General features: G+C 70.1%; 14 protein-coding genes. 1 reads left to right on the top strand and 13 read right to left on the bottom strand.

What is annotated here, in order from left to right; translation table 11 throughout:
• Nucleotides 1–87: 87 nt before the first annotated feature.
• The 12 genes from PWS46_RS19200 to PWS46_RS19145 all read right to left on the bottom strand — a co-directional run bounded on the left by PWS46_RS19200 (nt 88) and on the right by PWS46_RS19145 (nt 16668).
• Nucleotides 88–6072, bottom strand: coding sequence for a tetratricopeptide repeat protein (locus tag PWS46_RS19200; protein ID WP_434623014.1), 5985 nt, complete (start codon nt 6070–6072; stop codon nt 88–90).
• Nucleotides 6069–6524, bottom strand: coding sequence for a flagellar biosynthesis repressor FlbT (locus PWS46_RS19195; RefSeq protein ID WP_434623013.1), 456 nt, complete (start codon nt 6522–6524; stop codon nt 6069–6071). The genes PWS46_RS19200 and PWS46_RS19195 overlap by 4 nt, the downstream gene beginning before the upstream one ends.
• A 142-nt stretch (nt 6525–6666) precedes the next feature.
• Nucleotides 6667–8529: a flagellin gene (locus tag PWS46_RS19190; protein ID WP_434623012.1), complete on the bottom strand. Its 1863-nt coding sequence runs from the start codon at nt 8527–8529 to the stop codon at nt 6667–6669.
• Between the two features lie 200 nt (nt 8530–8729).
• A complete protein-coding gene (locus PWS46_RS19185) occupies nt 8730–9788 on the bottom strand; it encodes a 3-oxoacyl-ACP synthase III family protein (RefSeq protein ID WP_434623011.1) in 1059 nt (352 codons plus the stop codon).
• A 39-nt stretch (nt 9789–9827) separates the two neighbouring features.
• Nucleotides 9828–10601, bottom strand: coding sequence for an SDR family NAD(P)-dependent oxidoreductase (locus tag PWS46_RS19180; RefSeq protein WP_434623010.1), 774 nt, complete (start codon nt 10599–10601; stop codon nt 9828–9830).
• Nucleotides 10598–11776: an AMP-binding protein gene (locus PWS46_RS19175; protein ID WP_434623009.1), complete on the bottom strand. Its 1179-nt coding sequence runs from the start codon at nt 11774–11776 to the stop codon at nt 10598–10600. The genes PWS46_RS19180 and PWS46_RS19175 overlap by 4 nt, the downstream gene beginning before the upstream one ends.
• Nucleotides 11773–12021, bottom strand: coding sequence for a phosphopantetheine-binding protein (locus PWS46_RS19170; RefSeq protein WP_434623008.1), 249 nt, complete (start codon nt 12019–12021; stop codon nt 11773–11775). Before PWS46_RS19170 ends, PWS46_RS19175 begins: the two co-directional genes overlap by 4 nt.
• 7 nt (nt 12022–12028) lie before the next feature.
• Nucleotides 12029–12889, bottom strand: coding sequence for an alpha/beta fold hydrolase (locus PWS46_RS19165; RefSeq protein ID WP_434623007.1), 861 nt, complete (start codon nt 12887–12889; stop codon nt 12029–12031).
• Nucleotides 12890–12898: 9 nt separating this feature from the next.
• Entirely contained in the window at nt 12899–13132 is a 234-nt protein-coding gene (locus tag PWS46_RS19160; protein WP_434623006.1) for an acyl carrier protein, read from the bottom strand.
• Nucleotides 13133–13164: 32 nt separating this feature from the next.
• A complete protein-coding gene (locus PWS46_RS19155; RefSeq protein ID WP_434623005.1) occupies nt 13165–13911 on the bottom strand; it encodes a cytidylyltransferase domain-containing protein in 747 nt (248 codons plus the stop codon).
• Nucleotides 13904–14962, bottom strand: a complete 1059-nt coding sequence (gene pseI, locus PWS46_RS19150; RefSeq protein WP_434623004.1) for a pseudaminic acid synthase — start codon at nt 14960–14962, stop codon at nt 13904–13906. The genes PWS46_RS19155 and pseI overlap by 8 nt, the downstream gene beginning before the upstream one ends.
• A gap of 107 nt (nt 14963–15069) precedes the next feature.
• On the bottom strand, nt 15070–16668 hold the full coding sequence (locus PWS46_RS19145; RefSeq protein ID WP_434623003.1) for a glycosyltransferase: 1599 nt from the start codon (nt 16666–16668) through the stop codon (nt 15070–15072).
• A 192-nt stretch (nt 16669–16860) separates the two neighbouring features.
• Between PWS46_RS19145 and PWS46_RS19140 the strand changes: the two genes are divergently transcribed.
• The gene (locus PWS46_RS19140; RefSeq protein ID WP_434623002.1) at nt 16861–17079 is read left to right on the top strand and encodes a hypothetical protein; all 219 of its coding nucleotides are present in this window, start codon (nt 16861–16863) and stop codon (nt 17077–17079) included.
• Between the two features lie 10 nt (nt 17080–17089).
• On the opposite strand, the gene PWS46_RS19135 is transcribed toward PWS46_RS19140, so the two are convergent.
• A complete protein-coding gene (locus PWS46_RS19135; protein WP_434623001.1) occupies nt 17090–18385 on the bottom strand; it encodes a pentapeptide repeat-containing protein in 1296 nt (431 codons plus the stop codon).
• Nucleotides 18386–18400: the final 15 nt, after the last annotated feature.

The following is an 18400-nucleotide window of genomic DNA, read 5'->3' as shown; positions in this document are numbered from 1 at the left end:
CCCTTGAACAGGGTTTCAAAAGGCCGGGTTGAGGCGGATTGCCTCACCCGGCTTTTTTGATGCGCGGCTCTCTGACAGTCGGCTGTTTCATCCGATGGCCCGACGGAGACGTGCAAGTTCCGCCGCCACCGCCGGCAGCAGATCGGCCACCCGCTGGCCGGGGCCGGTTCGGAACAGACGCATCGACGGGAACCAGGGCCGCACCGCGGTGCCGAGCGTCGTCCAGTCACCCGTCCGTGCCAGCCGCCAGACCGGCACGCCCAGCGCCGCAGCCAGCTCGCCGGTGGAGGTGGCGGGCGCGATCACCAGATCCAGCGCCGACATCAGCGCCGCCGTGCCGTCGAGGTCGTCGCGCAGGTCGAGGTCGGGGAAGGCGTGCGGCGCGCGGCCGAACGCCTCCCGGGCCGCCGCCAGTTCGGCCCCGCAGTCGCCATATTGCAGGTTGACCGGGATCAGGCCCGGCAGGGTCAGCACCGGCCGCCAATCCGCGATCCCCGTATAATCGGGCATGCGGTCCGGATCGAGCTGGCCGCTGCGCCAGGCGATACCGACCCGCAAGCCCTCCCCCAATCCCTCAAGCCGCCGGCGCCAAACTTCGGCCGCCGCCGGATCGGCACGCAAGGCCGGCTCCAGCCCGGCGAAGCCGGTCAGGGAAGCACCCATATGGCGCGACAGCGATCCGATCGGGACGTGGCAGTCGACATCCGGTGACGGTTCGGCCGGAGAAGCCGGCGCCGCCCGCACCGTCGCCCGCGGGAAGGAGCGGGCGAACAGCGGCACGAAGCGCGGGTCGCATTCCACCACGATGCGGCCCCCGCCCCGGCCGGCCCGCGCAATCAGTTCGGGCAGGCGCTGGGCGAACATCAGCTCGTCGCCGATCCCCTGCTCGCGCCAGACCAGAAGGCCTTTGCCCGACAGGTCGCCGCCCGTCCAGAGCGGGACGGCCGGGCGGCGGGCCGCGGACAACAGATCGCGCGTGTCGAACCGCCGGTCATAGCCTTCCCAGCCCGAGGCCAACCGGCCGGCGGCGAGATCGAGAACCCCGGCATTGAAGGCCGCCGCCGCATGGCCGGGTTCAGCCGCCAGCCCGCGGCGGCACCAACGGGCCGCTGCGCCGTCGTCTCCGATCTCGCGCAGCAGCCGGCCGCGGTTCGCCATTCCGTCGGCCAGGGCGGGGGCGAGCGCCAGGGCACGGCGGCCCGCCCGCTCCGCGGCATCCAGCCGGCCGAGGCGCCGCAGCGCCATCGACAGGTTCACCCATCCCGCCTCCAGCGTCGGCGCCTGCCGGAGTGCCTGGGCGTGCGCCCGCTCCGCCTCGCCCCAGCGGCCGAGTCGGGCGAGGGCCGCGCCCAGATTGTCATGGGCCTCCGCAAGGTCGGGGGCGGCGACGACTGCCCGCCGGTGGAGCGGCTCGGCCGCCCCGCTCCGCTCCAGCGCGTCGAGCGCATTGCCGAGGTTGGTCAGCGCCGCGGCATTGCCGGGCTGAAACGCCAGGGCCGTTCGAAAACTGGCGGCGGCCGGTCCCGCCCGTCCGAGAGCAAGACGGACATTCCCCAGGCTGATATGCGCCGTCGCATAGTCCGGGGCGGCGGCGACCGCCGCGGCGATGCGCGCTTCGCCGTGGTCCGGCGCGCCGGTCTGGTGGGCGAGCAGGCCGGACAGATGGAGAGCCACCGGATCGCGCGGGCGGTGGCCCAGCACCCGCTCGTAAAGGGGAGCTGCCGCAGCGAAGGAACCGGCACGGTGGGCGGCGACCGCCTCTTCCAGAAGCCGATCCGGGTCGGGGTCCGCGGCTTCTCCATCCCCGACCCCGGCAGGCGCCCCGGCAGGTGCCTTCCCCTTCCCACGCGGCGATGCGGTGGCCCGCAATGCCTTTGCCATCTGGACCAGCGCCTGTTCCAGCCCCTCGCCGGGGTTGGGCTGGAACAGGCGCATCGACGGAAACCAGGGCCGGACGCCGGTGCCGAGCTGCGTCCAGTCGCGGCTGCCGAACCGCCAGACCGGCACGCCCAGCGCCCCCGCCAGCTCCCCCGCCGACATCGCCGGCGAGATCACCAGATCCAGGTTCGCGGTCAGCGCCGCCGTCCCGTCGAAATCGTCCTTCAGATCGAGGTCGGCCCAGCGGTGGATGGTCACGCCGAAGCGCTCTTCCGCCGCCCGCAGTTCCGCCTCGCAGTCGCCATACTGAAGGTTGACGAATACCAGTCCGGGGACGGCGAACAACGGCCCCCAATGCTCCAGCAGCACATAGGCGGCCTTGCGATCCGCCGTCATCAGCTGGCTGCGCCAGCCGATGCCGACCCGCAGGCCCGGTCCCAGCGCCGCCAGCCGCTCCCGCCAGCGCTCCACCAGCGCCGGGTCCGGCACCAGCCAGGATGGCCGTTCGGGGAAGCGCTTCAGCTCGGTGCGCAGCAGGCGCGGCAGGCTGCCGGCGGCGATCTGGACATCGGCGTCGCGCGGATCGGTACTTTCCGGGCGGACATCGGCGTCGGGGAAGGAACGTGCGAACAGCCGCACCAGCCGGCGGTCGCATTCGATCACCAGCCGGCCGGCGCGCCGCGCCGCCTCGTGATAGCAGGAGGCGAAGAGGAACTCGTCGCCAACGCCCTGCTCCCGCCACACCAGCAGACGCCGCCCGGCGATGTTCTCGCCGCGCCACGCCCGTATGGACAGCCGGCGCCGCTGGTTCCGGAACGGCGGCGTGCCGAAGCGCCAGTCATAGCCGGTCCAGCCCGGCCGGAGGGCGCCGGTCTCCAGAAGCAGGAGCGCGCGGTTGAATTGGGACTGCGCATGCTTGGGATCGGCCTGCAGGGCCGCATCGAAGGCGGCCAACGCCTCCTCATGCCGGCCTTGCCGCTTCAGCAGATAGGCCAGATTGCCGTGCACCTCGGCAAAGGACGGTTCGAGGCCGATCGCAGTGCGGTGGCAGGTCTCCGCTTCCGCGACCCTGCCGAGCGCTTCCAGGCTGTTGCCCAGGTTGGTCCAGGCGACGGCAAGGCCGGGGTTGCTGCGGGTCGCACGATCCGCCGCGCGTACGGCCTCGGCGAAACGGTCAAGCTTGTGGAGAGCGGAGCCGAGGTTGCTGAGCATATCGGCGGACCCCGGCATCAGGGAGACCGCGATGCAATGGGCTGTCACCGCTTCCTCGGGACGCAGCGCCAGTTCGCCACGATGGCCGTGGGCGGGCGCAAGATCGGGGCGCAGGCGCAAGGCATGGACAACGGCGGACCGTGCATCCCCGTCCCGCCCCATGCGGCGCAGCAGCGCGGTGCGGTTGACCCAGTGCCCGGCGCCCTCGGGCTGCACGGCGACACAGGCGCGTGAGGCCCGTTCGGCCGCGTCGAAGCGGGCCAACCCTTGGTAAACCTCGCTCAGGGCGGCATGGGCCGAGGCATTGACCGGGTCGGCGGCGACGGCGCGGACCAGCAGTGCCTGTGCCTCCTCCAACGCTCCGCGTCGCTTCGCCAGCACGCCGGCCAGATGCAGGGCAACCGGATGGCCGGGGGTCGTGTCGAGCACCTGCCGCACCAAGGCGTCGGCCGTCGCCGCGTCGCCGGCGCGGTAATGGGCGACGGCATCCGCCGTCAGTCTGTCGGCCTCGCCTTCCGGCATTCCGTCGTCCACGTTGGGAGCCGGAAGCTGTGCCGGAGTCCTGCAGGATGCCGCGCGCGCCAACTCCTGCGCCATTCGGACGAGCGTGGCTTCCAGCCCCTCGCCGGGGTTGGGCTGGAACAGGCGCATCGACGGGAACCACGGCCGGACGCCGGTGCCGAGCTGCGTCCAGTCGCGGCTGCCGAACCGCCAGACCGGGACGCCCAGCGCCCCCGCCAGCTCCCCCGCCGACATCGCCGGCGAGATCACCAGATCCAGGTTCGCGGTCAGCGCCGCCGTCCCGTCGAAATCATCCTTCAGATCGAGGTCGGCCCAGCGGTGGATGGTCACGCCGAAGCGTTCTTCCGCCGCCCGCAGCTCGGCTTCGCAGTCGCCATATTGCAGGTTGACGAACACCAGTCCGGGGACGGCGAACAGCGGCCCCCAATGCTCCAGCAGCACGTAGGCAGCCTTGCGCTCGGCCGTCATCAGCTGGCTGCGCCAGCCGATGCCGACCCGCAGGCCCGGTCCCAGCGCCGCCAGCCGCTCCCGCCAGCGCTCCGCCAGCGCCGGGTCCGGCACCAGCCAGGGGCCTTGCGGCTCGAAGGCGGACAGGCTGCCGCGCAGCAGTTCCGGCAGGTCGCCGGCCGGCACATGAAAATCCACCGCCCGCGGCCGGTCAGGCGAAAAAATCGTCTCGCGGCCGGCGGAATCGACCGATTCCGCCCGGACGGCCGCCCGCGGAAAGGATCGTGCGAACAACGGCACCAGCCGGCGGTCGCATTCGATCGCCACATGGCCGGCGCGCGCGATCAACGCCGGATAGCAGGAGGCGAACAGGATCTCGTCACCGACCCCCTGCTCGCGCCACACCAGCAGACGGCTGCCGCCGGGCTCCTCGCCGCGCCACAGCGGGGCGGCGATCCGGCGGTTCACATAGCCCTTGGCCCGGAAGCGCCAGCGGTATCCTTCCCACCCGCCGGCGAGATCGCCGCGGGCGAGACGCATCATGCCGCGGTTGAGGTGCGCCGTGCCGAGCCCCGGATTGACCGACAGGGCAAGGTTCATGAATGGCTCGGCCGCCGCGTGATCCTGGCGGTATTGCCAGATCATCATGCCGAGATTGCCCGCGGCCTCCGCATGGTTGCCGTCGATTTCCAGCGCGCGCCGATGGGCCGCCTCCGCCTCCCCGATGCGGCCGAGGATCTGCAGAGCCAGGCCGTAGCCGGTCAATGCGGTCGGGTTCCTGGCGTCGACCGCCAAGGCGCGCCGGTATAAGCGCACCGCACCGGCGGTGTCGTCGCGCTCGAGCAGCAGGCCGGCGAGGTTGGAATAGGCCTCCACACTTCCAGGATCGGCCGCAGCGGCACGGCGGCAGAGATGCTCGGCGCGGCCGGTCTCCCTCTTGCCGATGTGGGTGCCGGCGAGATTGACCAGCGCCTTCCCGTAAGCCGGGCGAAGGCGCAGGGCACGCCGGTACCACCGCGCCGGCCGTTCGAAATCGCACGCGGGGTCGTATCGATCCTCAAGCGACGTTCCGTGGTTGTTGACCGCCACGGCGTCGTCGGGGCTGAGGACCAGCGCCCGGCGCAGCACCGGGATGGCCTCGCCGGTCAATCCGAGTTCGAGGAGGGCAACGCCCAGATTGTTGCAGGCGCCCTGCATCGTCGGTTCGCGGTCCAGCGCAAGGCGGAACTGCGCGACCGCCTCCCGCAGCCGCCCCATGCCCTGCAGGGCGGTGCCGAAGGTGAAGTGCAACTGCGCATTGCCGGGATGGGCCGAGACCGCCGGTGCGAGAACGTCGCAGGCTTCCCCATGATCGCCCCGACCGTTCAGCAACACGCCCAGTTCCAGCGACAGCTCCTCGTCCGTCGGTGCAGCCTCCAGCGCGCGCCGCAGGCAGGCCTCCGCATCCGGGTGGCCCAGCCCGCGCAGGCAGATCGCCAGGTGGCGCCAGGCGACGGATCGCGACGGATCGGCCTGGACCACCGCGTAGAAGGCGTTGGCCGCCGGTGCGATCCGGCCCATCTCCCGCTGGAGGATGCCGTAGTTGAAACGGGTGGTCAGATTGTCGGGATCGAAGGTCAGCGCGCGGGCATAGGACTCCGCCGCCTCTTCCCGCCGGCCGAGGTGCTGAAGCACGGTGGCGCGGTTGCCATAGGCCTCGACATAGCGGTCGTTCTGCCTGATCGCGACCGCATAGGCGGCAAGCGCCTCCTCCGGCATGTTCAGATCGGCCAGAACATTGCCAAGGCTGTTGTAGGCGGCGGGGAAGCGGGGCTGCAGCGCCAGGGCCGCGCCCAGCCCGGAAAGGGCTTCGGCAGTCCGGCCGGTCTGGTAGGCGATCATCGCCGACAGGTGCAGCGCGTCGGCATGCGCCGGATCGTCGACCAGGATCCGGCGATACAGCGCGAGCGCCTCGGCGAAGCGGCCGGCGCGGTGCAGCGGCAATGCGGCGTCGAGCAGCTCGGCGGCGGTCACGGCATCCGGTCGGTCGTCGGGGTGTCGTCGTCTTCGCCGCCAATCTGGTCGGCGCCGCCATCGGCCGCCGTGGCATCCGCAGTGCCGTCCGCCGCCCTGAACAGCTTGCGGCAGAGCTTGAGCGCCCGGTAGTAATTGCGACCTTCGACCAGCCGCGCGATCTCGTCCAGCGTCTTGCCGGCGTCGGGCCGCGCCTCGCGCGTTTCGTCGAGAATTGAGGCGAAGCGCTGAAGGTTCAGCGTCGAATCTTCCGGGAAGATGTAGACGAGCTGAATGACGAAATAGAGCTTCTTCTCGATACAGTCGATCTGCTCTTCCTTCAGCACCTCGCGTCCACGCAGGAAATTGGCGGTGTTGTAGAGGAAGAACGAGCCCGGACGGTCGCCGGCACCGATGACGGCACCGTTGATGATGACCTTCTCGTTGGGACGAAGCACGAACTTGAGTGGCATGAGTGAGGAACCCGGGGCTTGCGGGCCGTCGCCGTCCGGCCTTTGCCGGCCCGGTCCGGCCCAAAAAAGAAACGGGCGGCGGCCTGATGCCGCCGCCCGCCGGGCGTGATCCTACCCGAACTTGCCGTCCGAACTCTACGCCTTAGAACAGGCGCAGGATCGACTGCTGCGACTGGTTGGCGAGCGAGAGGGCGATGGTGCCCAGCTGCTGCCGGGTCTGCAGCATCAGCAGGCTGGCGCCTTCCTCGTTCTGGTCCGCCAGCGTCAGCTTGCTGGCGCCTTCCGTCAGCACGTCGCTGAACTCCTTGGTGAAGTTCTCACGGGTCGTGATGATGTTCAGGTTGGTCGACAGCGACTGGGAGGCCGAACGGATCGTCGCCTTGGCGTTGTCGAGACCCTCGACCGCCTTGTCGATGTCCTTGCGGTCCGTCCAGTCGTTCTGCGCCTCGTCGAGCTTCAGGCCCTGACCGCTGGTGGTCAGGTTCACCGCGCCCACCGTGATCGAATTGGTATTCGTCTCGTTGAGCTGGACGGTGATGTCGTTCGACGAGTTGGCGTCGGAAATCTGCTTGGTGACGATGTTGGCCGAGCAGTTCGCCGAGGCGGCCTGCTTGATGGTCTTGGCATCGACGTTCAGATGCACCGTGCCGCTGTCGAAAGCGAAGGCCTGGTCGCCGGAAGCCAGCTTGCCGTCGCCCTGGTCGTTCGTGCCGTCGCGGGTGACCTGGGCGCCGTTGGAGTTGGTCACCTGGATTTGCAGGTCGACCTTCTTCTCGATGGTCGAGATGCCGTTGCCCTGGTTGTTCGCCGCTTCCAGCAGGCGGCGGTCGACCGTGAAGGACACGATGGTGCCCGACGCGAAGCTCTCCGAGATCTTCTTGGTCAGCGCGTTGGTCGTGCTGGAGGTCAGGGAGAAGTCACGCACCACGCCGGCCGTGGTGTTGCCGGTCAGGGTGATGGTGCCGCTGGTGCCGATGGAGGCGGTGGCGACATCCTTGCCGGCCAGACGGCCACCGCTGGCGATCGCGCCGCTGATCGAGGCCTGCAGCTTGGTCGCCACGTTGACGGCGGCATTCTGGCCGACGGAGACGTCGCCGCTGGTGGCGGTGTAGCTGAAGGTCTGGCCTTCCACCGTGATGGAGAAGATGTCGCCTTCTTCGATGGTGCCGCTGACGTTCACCGTCGACACCTGCGCCACGCCCGACGTGGCGGCTGTCTTCAGATTGGTCGAGGTCGTCTGCGAGTTGTCGAAGTAGGAAATCGTGCGGCTTTCGTTGCCGTCCGACACGATGAAGTCGCGGGTGCGGCCGTTGGCGCCGCGCACCTCGATCTGGACGTTGGAGAAGCTGCCCGAGGTGCTGGAGATGGTGCCCGACAGCTTCAGGCCGGTCAGGCCGTGCGCGTTCTCGGCCGAGTTGATGTCGGCGGTCTTGCCTTCGATCGAGCCGTCGCCCTTGATGCGGATCGAATAGGTGTCCGGCGCCTGCACGTTGGTGACGCGGGCGTTGTCGACGCCGACGATGGTGTTGACGGCTGCACGGGACGAGCTGGTGCTGTCCATGCTGAGGCCGTTGCCGGCGATCAGGTTCTTACCGCCGTAACCGCTGTCGGCGGCCAGCTTGTCGATCTGTCCGCGCAGCGTGTTGAACTGCGAGGCCAGCGACTTGCGGGTGGCGATGGAGGCGGCGTCGTTGCCCAGCGCCGCATAGGCGGCGGTGGTCAGGCCCTTGGCCTGGTCGACCATGGAGTCGATGGCGGTCAGGCCCTTGTCGGCGGCCTGAATGGTGCTGATCGACTGACCCATCGCGTCCTTCAGCGACGTCAGGTCGCCGGCGCGCTGGTTCAGACCCTTGGCCGAGAAGAAGGCGGTCGGGCCGTCGAGGGCGGTGTTGACCTTGTTGCCCGTCGACAGGATGTTCTGTTTCTTGTTGATCTGTTCCTGCGTGCTTTGCAGCTGCAGCAGGTTCGTCCGCATGGAGGACGAGAGGGTAACGTTGCCAGCCATGACAGCCACTCCTTTGGAGGATCAATGTCCGGACGCGCACCGCTTTCGGAACGCTTGGCCCGGAAGGGGACTAATTCCCCCGCCAAAGGGGTAGGCAAGAAGCGGGCCAGTTCAAATTTGCCGGGTTTCCTTGGTAATCCGTACCGGTAGGCAGGAATGCACCCGGCAAATTTTGCCCACCTGCCGGCAAATTCTGCCGGTCAGGGGGCAGGGGTTGCCGGGGCGGCAGATTCTGCCGGGTATTTCCTGCCGGGCAGGACAACCGTTTCGCACACCGCCAGCGGTCCAACGGCGAGGGCCGCGCTGCCCCACGACCAGCCGACGCCGAAGCCCGACAGCAGCAGCCGGCGGCGGCCCGAGGCCAGCGGCTCCGCCAGCGAACCGGCCAATGCCAGCGGGATGGAGGCGGAACTGGTGTTGCCGACCTCCCGCAAGGCGACGACGGTGCGATCGGCGGAAACCCCCAGCTTCTGGCCGAGATGGCGGATCATCTGGGCGTTGGCCTGATGCAGGACGAGGTGGTCGACCATATCCGTGGTCCAGCCGGCACCCTCCAGCACGGCGCGGACGCTGCCCGGCACCTCACGCAGGGTGAAGGCGAACACCTGGGTTCCGTCCATGAACAGCCGCGGCGGCCGGTCGGGATTGCGCATGGCACCGCCCTCCACCGCCAGATAGGGCGCACCGGCGCCATCGCTGCCCAGGTCGAAAACCATCGGATCAGCTGTTTCGTCCAGTTCCAGGGCGATTGCGGCGGCGCCGTCGCCGAACAGGGGCGCCACGGCGCGGTCCTCCGGATCGACCAGCCGCGAGGTGGTGTCGCCGACCAGCAGCAGCGCCCGCCGACCGGCCGTCTTCAGCAGCCCCGCCGCTGTCCACAGCCCATAGACGAAGCCGGAACAGCCATGGGTGACGTCGAGCACCGCCGCCCCCTTGCGCAGCCCCAGCCGCCGGTGCAGGAGCGAGGCGGTGCCCGGCAGCGTCTGGTCGTGGGTCTGGGTCACCAGGACCAGCAGGTCGATGCTGCCCGGTTCCCAGCCCAGCCGGTCGAGCAGCCGGCGGGCGGCGGCCTCCGCAAGGTCGCTGGTGCATTGGCCGGGGGCGACGATCCGCCGCTCCTCGATCCCCGTGGCGGCGGCGATCTTGCGGGCCGCGTCCCCGCCGAAGCGGCGGGCGAGATCCCCGACCGTCTCGCGTCCTTCCGGCACGCAGCCGACGACGCCGCGCACGCCCACCCCGTCGATCCGGCTGGCGACCATCTCCGCCTCCCCCGTTTGCTTGCGGCGTCTCTTGCGGCCTCAGCAGGTGATGCCGCCGTCCACCGTAAGGGTTTGTCCCGTGATGAAGCCACCGCCGTCACCGAGCAGGAAACGGACCAGTGGAACCACGTCCGCCGCGGTGCCGAGCCGCCCCAGCGGCGTACGGCGGACGATCTGGTCGCGCTGGCCGTCCGACAGGGTGCCCGACATCTCGGTGTCGAGATAGCCCGGCGCCACCGAGTTGACGGTGATCGACCGCCGTCCGACCTCGCGCGCCAGCGCCCGTGTCAGCCCGTCCATCCCGGCCTTCGACGCCGAATAGGCGGCGAGCCCGACATAGCCGCGCTGGCCGATGATGGAGGAGATGTTGACGATCCGTCCACCGCGGGCGCCTGCCCCCCTCTCCACCAGCTTGGCCCGCAGGAAAGCGCGGGCGGCCTGGAGCGCGCCGGTCAGGTTGGTCTGGATCACCGCCTCGGCATCCACCTCCGGGAAGGTGGCCAGCACGCCTTCGCGGGCGATGCCAGCATTGTTGACCAGCCCCCACAGCGGCGCCTCGCCGCCCCAGGCGACCGCGGCATCGAAGAATGCGCGCACCTCGCCGCCGTCGCCGATGCGGCAGGGGTGCCAGAACAGGTCGGGGCCGGCCAGCCGTTCCAGCGCTTCGGAGGAGGAGCGGCTGCAGGTGGAAACCCGATAGCCGTCGGCCAGCAGCGCCTCCACCAGCGCAAGACCAAGGCCGCGGCTGCCGCCGGTGACGATGACGTGGCGCTTCGGCCCAAATGCGACTGAGGCGGCGCCTGGCGCGGTCATGGGGTTCCCTTTCGGCTCTTCTTGCCCGCAGCGCTCAGCGGGATGTGGTCGGCGAAGGTCAGGGCGCGCGGACGGGCAGCGGGCGGCAGGTCGGCGGTGGCGGCGCGCAGGGATGCGCGCAGGGCGGCTTCCCCGGCACCTGGGACCGGAACGATGGTGGCGGTCAGGAGATGGCCGGTGATCGGGCTCGGCACCGCGACGACGGCGGCGTCCGCCACCCCGTCGACCGCCAACAGGCGCCGCTCCACCGCCTCCGGCGAGACCTTAACCCCGCCGACATTGACCAGCCCGTCGAGCCGGCCGGCGAACAGCACCCGGTCGTCCCGGCGTTCCACGAGATCGCCGGTCGACAGCCAGCCATCGGCATCGACCGCCCCCGGTGCCGCGCGCGGGCTGCGCACCTCCAGCACGCCGTCGGCAATGCGCAGTTCCAGCCCATCCGGCGCATGGTCCAGCCAGGCCGCCGGAAAGCCGGCCCGTCCATCGGCGACGGCGAACAGCGCCCCCGCCTCGGTCGAGGCGTAGATGTGGCGCAGCCGGGCATGGGGAAACCGCTCCGCCAGCCGGTCGAGAAGCGGCTGGTCGGCGGCCTCGCCCCCCAGCGTCACCGCAGCAAGCGGCAGTTCCTGGTTGCCAAGCGCCATCAAGAAGGCGCGCCAGAAGCTGGGCGTGCCGCTGACATGGGTCACGGCATGTTGGCGCGCCGCCTGCGCCAGCGCGGCGATGGTCACGCGGCCGCTATTGGGCACGGCGACCAGAACCGCTCCGGCCGCGGCGGCGGTCAGCATCACCTGAAGGCCGGCGAAGGCGCCCGGATCATAGGTCAGCAGCCAGCGCGCGCCCTCCTCCGCCACGCCGCGCAGCCGGCCGCGCAGCCGGGCGAAATCATGGCGCAGGCGCTTGGGCGTGCCGGTGGTGCCGGAGCTTTCCAACGAGACCGAGAAGCCCTGCCCGCACTGCCAGCCATCAGTGCCCACGCTGCCGCGGGCCAGCAGAAGCCCCTGCCCTGCCGCCTCTGCGGCCGCTAGTGCCGCCAGCACGCGCGAGGGCCGGTCGGCTTGCACGATGCCTCCGGCCGGCGCCGGCAGCGCGGAGATTTCCGCCCAGCCGAAGACGTCCTCCCCTTCGATCAGGCGGAAGGCGGGATGGATCCAGTCGGGGCGGCGGCCGGTCATGCAGGAACGGTGTAGAGCGCCGCCAGCTCGCCGACGGTGGTGAACTGGCGGAAGCCTTCGCGGAAGGGATCCTGGCCGGTGCGCTGTTCCAGCACCACCAGCAGCGTGGCGAGGTCGAGCGAATCGATCGGCAGGTCGCCGTCGAGGAACCGGCTGTCCGTGGTCAGGAGCGGCAGCACCTCCCCCTTGTCGGCGGCGATGCGGCCGAGTTCCTCGGCGATCATGGCGAAGATGCTGTCGGTCATGGTCTGGTCAGCTCAAGGAATGGGACTCGTCGCAGCCGTCCAGGAAGGTCCGGATGGCGGCGGTCACCGGGCTGGCGGCCTCGATGTGCGGCAGATGGCCGGCATTGTCGAAGACCCGGAACGGGCCGTCCGGCGGCAGCCGGTCGGCGGGCGGCAGCGGGATGATGCGGTCCTCGCGGCCCCACAGCACCTGGACCGGCATCGGATAGGCGCTCCAGTCCACCGGCGGCCCGCCGCCGTCGGCATGGGCGGCGAAGGACACCTCGATGATGCGCTCCAGCCCGGCACGGCGGACCGGATCGGCGCCCTGGGCATGCAGCACCTCGCCGAAGCGGGGGATCAGCGGCGACGGACCGGCAAACAGCCGTTCGGCGCAGGCACGCCCCTCCGCCACGTCGGCGGGCGCAATGGCCCGGCGCAGGAAGTCGAGGTCGAAGGGCGTGCCGAGCCCGGCGCTCGACAGCAGGGTCAGGCTCGCCACCCGGTCGGGCGCCAGCCCGGCCAGTTCGCGCGCGACATAGCCGCCCATCGAATGGCCGACCAGATGCACCCGCGGCAGTTCCAGCCCGTCGAGGAACTCGACCAGCCAGGGGGCGAAGTCGGCGACCCGGCCGCTGCCGACATCGGGCGTCGATCCGCCGTGGCCCGGCAGGTCGACGGCGATGGCGCGCCGGCGCGACGACAGTGCCGACAGGTTGAACTGCCAGGTCAGGCGGTCGCCGGCGAAGCCATGCAGAAGCAGGACGGGCACGCCGCCGCTGCCGACCGACATATAGGCGGCAGGGCCGCCGGCGACGGTGGCGACACCGGCGCGCAGGCGGCTGCCTTCAGAAACGGGCCGGGTGGAGACAGGCCGGGAAACGGGCACCGGCACCGCTCAGGCCGCGACCGGGGCACCCGCCAGCGCCAGCAGGTCGCCGACCGTCTTCGCCTTGGCCAGCTTCTCGCCTTCGACCACCACGCCGGTCTTCTCGTCCACCAGCGCGATGAAGCTGATGACCGCCAGCGAATCCCAGGCTTCCAGCGATTCCAGGGTCTCGTCGCCGGTCAGCGTGCCGGGATCCAGTTCGAGCATCTCGTCAAGAGCGAGAAGGAATTCATTGCGATCCATAAGCTTTTCTCCTTGGTCGAACCGGGACCGGATCAGTGCAGCGTCTTTTGCCGGACCGAACGGTTGATGTCCACCCAATCGGGGTGGTCGCGAAGAGTTTTGCAACAATCCTGCCAGCCGAAACCGGGGTTGGACGGGACCAGCGCCTCCAACAGGCGGCGGACCAACTCGTAGTCGGCGGGCTCGTCCACGCACCAGCGTTGGTCGGACGGCTCCACCGGCGCGTCTGGCGCCAGCGCGGTCCCCAGCCGGAAACGGTCGGGGCGGCAATAGAGGTAGGGCGTGACATGCTCCCGCTCGGCCGGGTCGGTGGCGTTGGCCGCCGCCTCGTCCAGCAGGCGGCGCGGGAAGATCTCGGCATCGAGGCCGCGCGGGTAGCGGGTGCTGTCGATCGACAGGTAATCCAGCGGCTGGCCTTCGCGGAAGGCGGCGATCAGGCGGCCGACCAGCGCCGGGTCGATCAGGGGACAGTCGGCGGTGACCCGCACCACCAGATCGGCCCCGGCCAGCGCCGCAGCACCGGCGAAGCGGCCCAGCACATCCTGCTCGTCGCCTCGGAAGACGGTGACGCCGAGACCCTGCGCGCACTCCGCCACCGGATCATCGGCGGCATTCACCGTCGTCGCCAGCACCACCGCGTCCAGGCCGGGCGTGCGGGACAGCCGCTCCAGATGGTGGGCCAGCAACGGCCGGCCGGCAGCCGGCATCAGCACCTTGCCCGGCAGCCGGGTGGAGGTCATCCGGGCCTGCGAAATCGCGACGACGCGTGGCTTATCCATGCCGGTCCTCCTGCATTGGAGGCGCCAGCATGTCCCAGGACAGCGGCTCCCCCCGGTTCAGGCGGCGGACGGCGTGGCGGCCGAGCACCTCCGGCAGATGCTTGGGCGCCATGCCGAAGCCGGGACGGATGGAGCGGATATTGGCGGCGGTGAGCGGCTCTCCCGCCTCCACGTCGGCGACGACATAGAGGGAGCGGCGGTAGTCGCGCCCGCCGGCCTCGCTGGGCTTCACCCTATAGTCGACCCGGCCCATGGCGGCGGTCGCCGCGCGCACGGCGTCGGCCATCGCCTTGAACTCGGCCGGCTCCAGGGAAAAGGCGCTGTCGACCCCGCCGTCGGCGCGCGACAGGGTGAAATGCTTCTCGATGATGGTGGCGCCCATCGCCGCGGCGGCGACCGGCACGGCGATGCCTTGGCTGTGGTCGGACAGGCCGGCGGTGACGCCGGCGAAGGTCTCCGCCAGATGCGGGATGGTGCGGAGGTTGCAGTCCTCCGGCGGGGTGGGATAGCCGCTGACACAGTGCAGCAGGGCGAGCGGCACGTCGCCGGCCGCCGCCACCGCCTCCTCGATCTCGCCCAGTGTGGCGAGGCCGGTCGAAATGATGAGCGGCTTGCCGGAGCGGGCGGCGCGGCGGATCAGCGGCAGGTCGATCATCTCGAAGGACGCGATCTTGAAGGCCGGGGCGTCGAGATCCTCCAGCAGTTCGATGGCGGTCTCGTCGAAGGGAGAACTGAAGATGGTCAGCCCCAGCGCCCGCGCCCGCTCGAACAGCGAGACATGCCACTCCCACGGGGTGTGCGCCTCGCGGTAGAGGTCATGCAGGGTGCGTCCGCCCCACAGCCCGCCCTCCAGCCGGAAGCCGGGGCCGTCATGGGCGATGGTGATGGTGTCGGCGGTGTAGGTCTGCAGCTTGACCGCGTCGGCACCCGCCTCCTTCGCCGCATCCACCAGCGCCAGGGCGCGGCCCAGGTCGCCATTGTGGTTCCCAGACATCTCCGCGATCAGATAGGGCGGATGGCCGGGCCCGATCGCACGGCCGGCGATGGACATCGGAGGACGCCCGGGGGAACCATGGCTGGGAATTGCGTTCGGCAAGGGGCGGCTTTCCAAGGGACCAAGAACCGGGGATCAGTTTTCCACGAAAATGTGAAGGAAGATTAATTCGCTCCGGCTCGTTCGGCGCGCAGCAGGGACCGCGCCTCCTCGCCATAGGCGATCAGCCGTTCGACGCAGCGGTGGCGGTCGCCGATCTCGATGAAGCGCGCCTTGGCGGCGGCTCCGGCCGCAGCAAAGGCAGAGTCATCGGTGGCAAGCGTCACGGCGCGCTCCAGATAGGCGTCGCGGCCGGACACGCAGAATTCTGGACCGGAAACCACCGCTCCGTCGCCCCAGCCATAGGTCACCACCGGCAGTCCTTCGGCCAGGGCGAAGGCCGCGCCGCCGCCGCCGCCCTGACGCGGCGGGTTGAGGAAGACGCGGCAGCGGCCATAGAGCGCGCGGATGTCGGGGACATGGCCCAGGCAGCGCATGCGCTGCCCGTTGCGCAGCGGCGCGAGTCGCGCCGGCAGTTCCCGCACCTCGCCGGCGAACAGGAGGCCGGCATCGGGGCAGCGGTCCAGGATATCGTCCAGCAGGCCTAGCACCTCCCCCGTCACCTCCTGGTCCAGGCGGGTGCCGACCACCGCGAACAGGGGCGTGCCGTCGGCGAAGCCGGTGTCCACGCGCACTCCCTCCGAAGGCGGCAGGGTGTAGCCGAAGGTGAAGGGGCGGAACCGGCGGGCAAAGGGGGCGCGATACAGCGCCGGAATCGACTGGGTGTGGTCGCGCTCCTCGAAGCCCAGCACGATGGGGGCCAGCGACAGGGTGATGCCGGAACTGGTGGGCAGCGCCACCACCGGACGGGCGCCGGAGTCGGCGAACAGGTCGGCGACGATGTTCGATCCGCCGAAAGACACGATCAGGTCGGGGTCGTAGCCGTCGATGGCCTCCACGATGACGCGCAGCTTGTCCTGGCTGAAGGCGGGCTGGGTGAAGGACGCGACCTTGACCTGCCGGCCGAACATCCTCAGCGCGTACACGCCCTCCAGATCGGCGGCGACCTCCGCCACCATCGGCGGGATGAAGACGCTCTCGACCCGTGCCGGCAGGCCGTTGACGTTGATGATGGCGACATCCAGCCCGAACTCGTCCTGCATGCGGGCGGCGAAATCGAAGCAGTCGCGGGTCGGCTGATGCCCCTGGTTGGTGAACTGGTTGGTCACCACCGCGACGCGGCGGATCGGCCCGTCGCGCAAGGTCGCCCGCGGCGGCGTCAGGCCCCAGCGCCGCGCGATCTGGCGGACCATCGCCGTGTAATAGCGGAACTGGTCGCAGGGCACGAAGCTCGCCAGCTTGTCGCCGCTGGCCGTGCCGAGGAACAGCTGCCGCGACATGCACCAGTGGGTGTAGTGCAGCGCCGCCGGATCGGCGCTGTCGCCGCCGAGAATCAGGTAATGGAGAATGCGCTCATAGTGATAGAGATCGCCGGTCAGCAGGAACAGGACCGAGCGGAGCCGGACATTGTCGTTCGACGGCGCCTCGCGCTCCAGCCGCTCGGCCAGCGCCAGACGGCCGTCGAGGTCGAGATCGCGGCGGATCTCCTCGCACAGGGCGGTGAACCGGTTGATCTTTTCGGCGTCGAACTGCCGGTCGGTCAGATAGACCATCATGGCGGCGGCGGCCGCGGTCACGCGGTCGGACGGGACCGATTCCGGCATCTTCTGGACCTTTCGACTGACAGCCTTCCCGTGTGTACCGCCGCCGCCACCGGCAGGGCAAGCGGGCACTGTCTCCCGGCCCGCCGATACAGGCGCTCCGAACGTCTCTTGTGCAGCGCAGCGGAAGCCGTTGCACTGCGGGGCGGATTGCGACACACTCCCGATATCCACATTTATATAAGGGATTTTCCCATGGCTGGTTTCGATTCTGCCGCCGGCCCGGCCGGCGTGGTGACCGGGCTGATCGAGAAGGCCGCCGCCGAACTGGACGCCATGTCCGACGCGGCGGGTGAGATCGCGCCGGAGGTCGGCGACCTGACCGGCGTGCTGGTGGAAGCGCAGCGGATCGCCGACCGCGCCGCACTGGAGCTGCGGCGTCTGGTCAATAAGCTGCCGCGGGCGACGGCCTGACCTCCTGGCGCTAAAGCTTCAGGCCGGCGACACCGTCAAGGACTGCCCCCTCGGCCAGGGCGCGGCGTTCGATCTTGGCGCCGAACAGCTTGGCTCCGGTCAGGTCGGTCCTGGCGAGGTCACAGCCGCGCAGGTTGGCGAAGGACAGGTCGGCATTGCCGAGATTGACCGACCGCAGGCAGGCGCCGCTGAGATCGGCATAGCGCAGCTTCGCCCCCGACAGGTCGGCATGGCGGGAACGGTGCTCGTCGAACACCAGGGGCCGCAGATTGACGTTGCGCAGGTCGGCGTTGTTCAGCTTCGCGTTCCGCAGGCTGATGCCGCGCAGATCGCCGTCCGCCAGCTTCGCCCCGCGCATGTCGGCCCTGTCGAGCACGGCGGCCTGAAGCTGCACGCCCGACAGGTCCAGGCCGTAGAGCGTCGCCCCCACTGCGCGCAGCATGGTCAGGCACAGGTGGGCCAGCGACGGGGCATGGCGCAGGTCGAATCCGGACAGGTCGAGCATCGCGCCCTGCGCCCCGCTCGACCCCACCCAGGTCATATGGTCGCCCAGCAGATCCTCCAGCGACCGCCCCAGCTCCGCCACCACGCGGCCGACCGGCTTGTCGGTCAGCGCCTCCTCCACGTCGGCGTCGGTGAGGTCGGTCATCACCATGACGGCGCCGGTCAGCACCGCGCCGCGCAGGCAGGCACCGCGCAGGTCGGCGCCGGACAGGTCCGCACCTTCCATGTTGGAGCCGGTGAAGTTGGCGCCGCGCATGGTCGCCCGCACCAGCTTGCAGCCGCGCATCACCGCATCGGAAAAGTCGGTGTGGATCGCCATCACGCCCGACATCCGGGCATTGGTCAGGTTGGCCCCCGACAGGTCGGCGCCGTCCGCCTCGGCCGGGGTGGAGTCGATCTGCACCATGTGCAGATGGCCGGACCGGTCCTTCTCGGCCAGGGAACCGTCGCGCAGGTCCGCCTCGAACAGGTTGGCGCCGACCAGGATCGCGCCGCGCAGGCAGGCGCCGCGCAGGTCGGCCTTGATCAGGCTGGCGCCGTCGAAATTGGCCTGCCGCAGATCGGCGACGAAGAAGGAGGCGCAGTCGAGACGCGCGCCGGCCAGATTGGCGCCGCGCAGACTGGCGCCGACGAAATCGGCGTGGGCAAGGTCGCGGCCCGACAGGTCCAGCCCGGACAGATCGCAGAAGGACAGGTTCGCGCGCGCTCCGCCCACCCGGGCATTGCGGAACATCTCGTGCTTCCGCACCGCCAGATCGAGCTGCGTCTGGTCAAGACGTCTGAGCGTGCGATTCTGCACCATGGCTCTGTGAACTCC

Source organism: Azospirillum sp. B2RO_4, from assembly GCF_051124815.1.
GTDB lineage: Bacteria > Pseudomonadota > Alphaproteobacteria > Azospirillales > Azospirillaceae > Azospirillum.
This window is presented reverse-complemented; position numbering and strand designations above follow the sequence as displayed.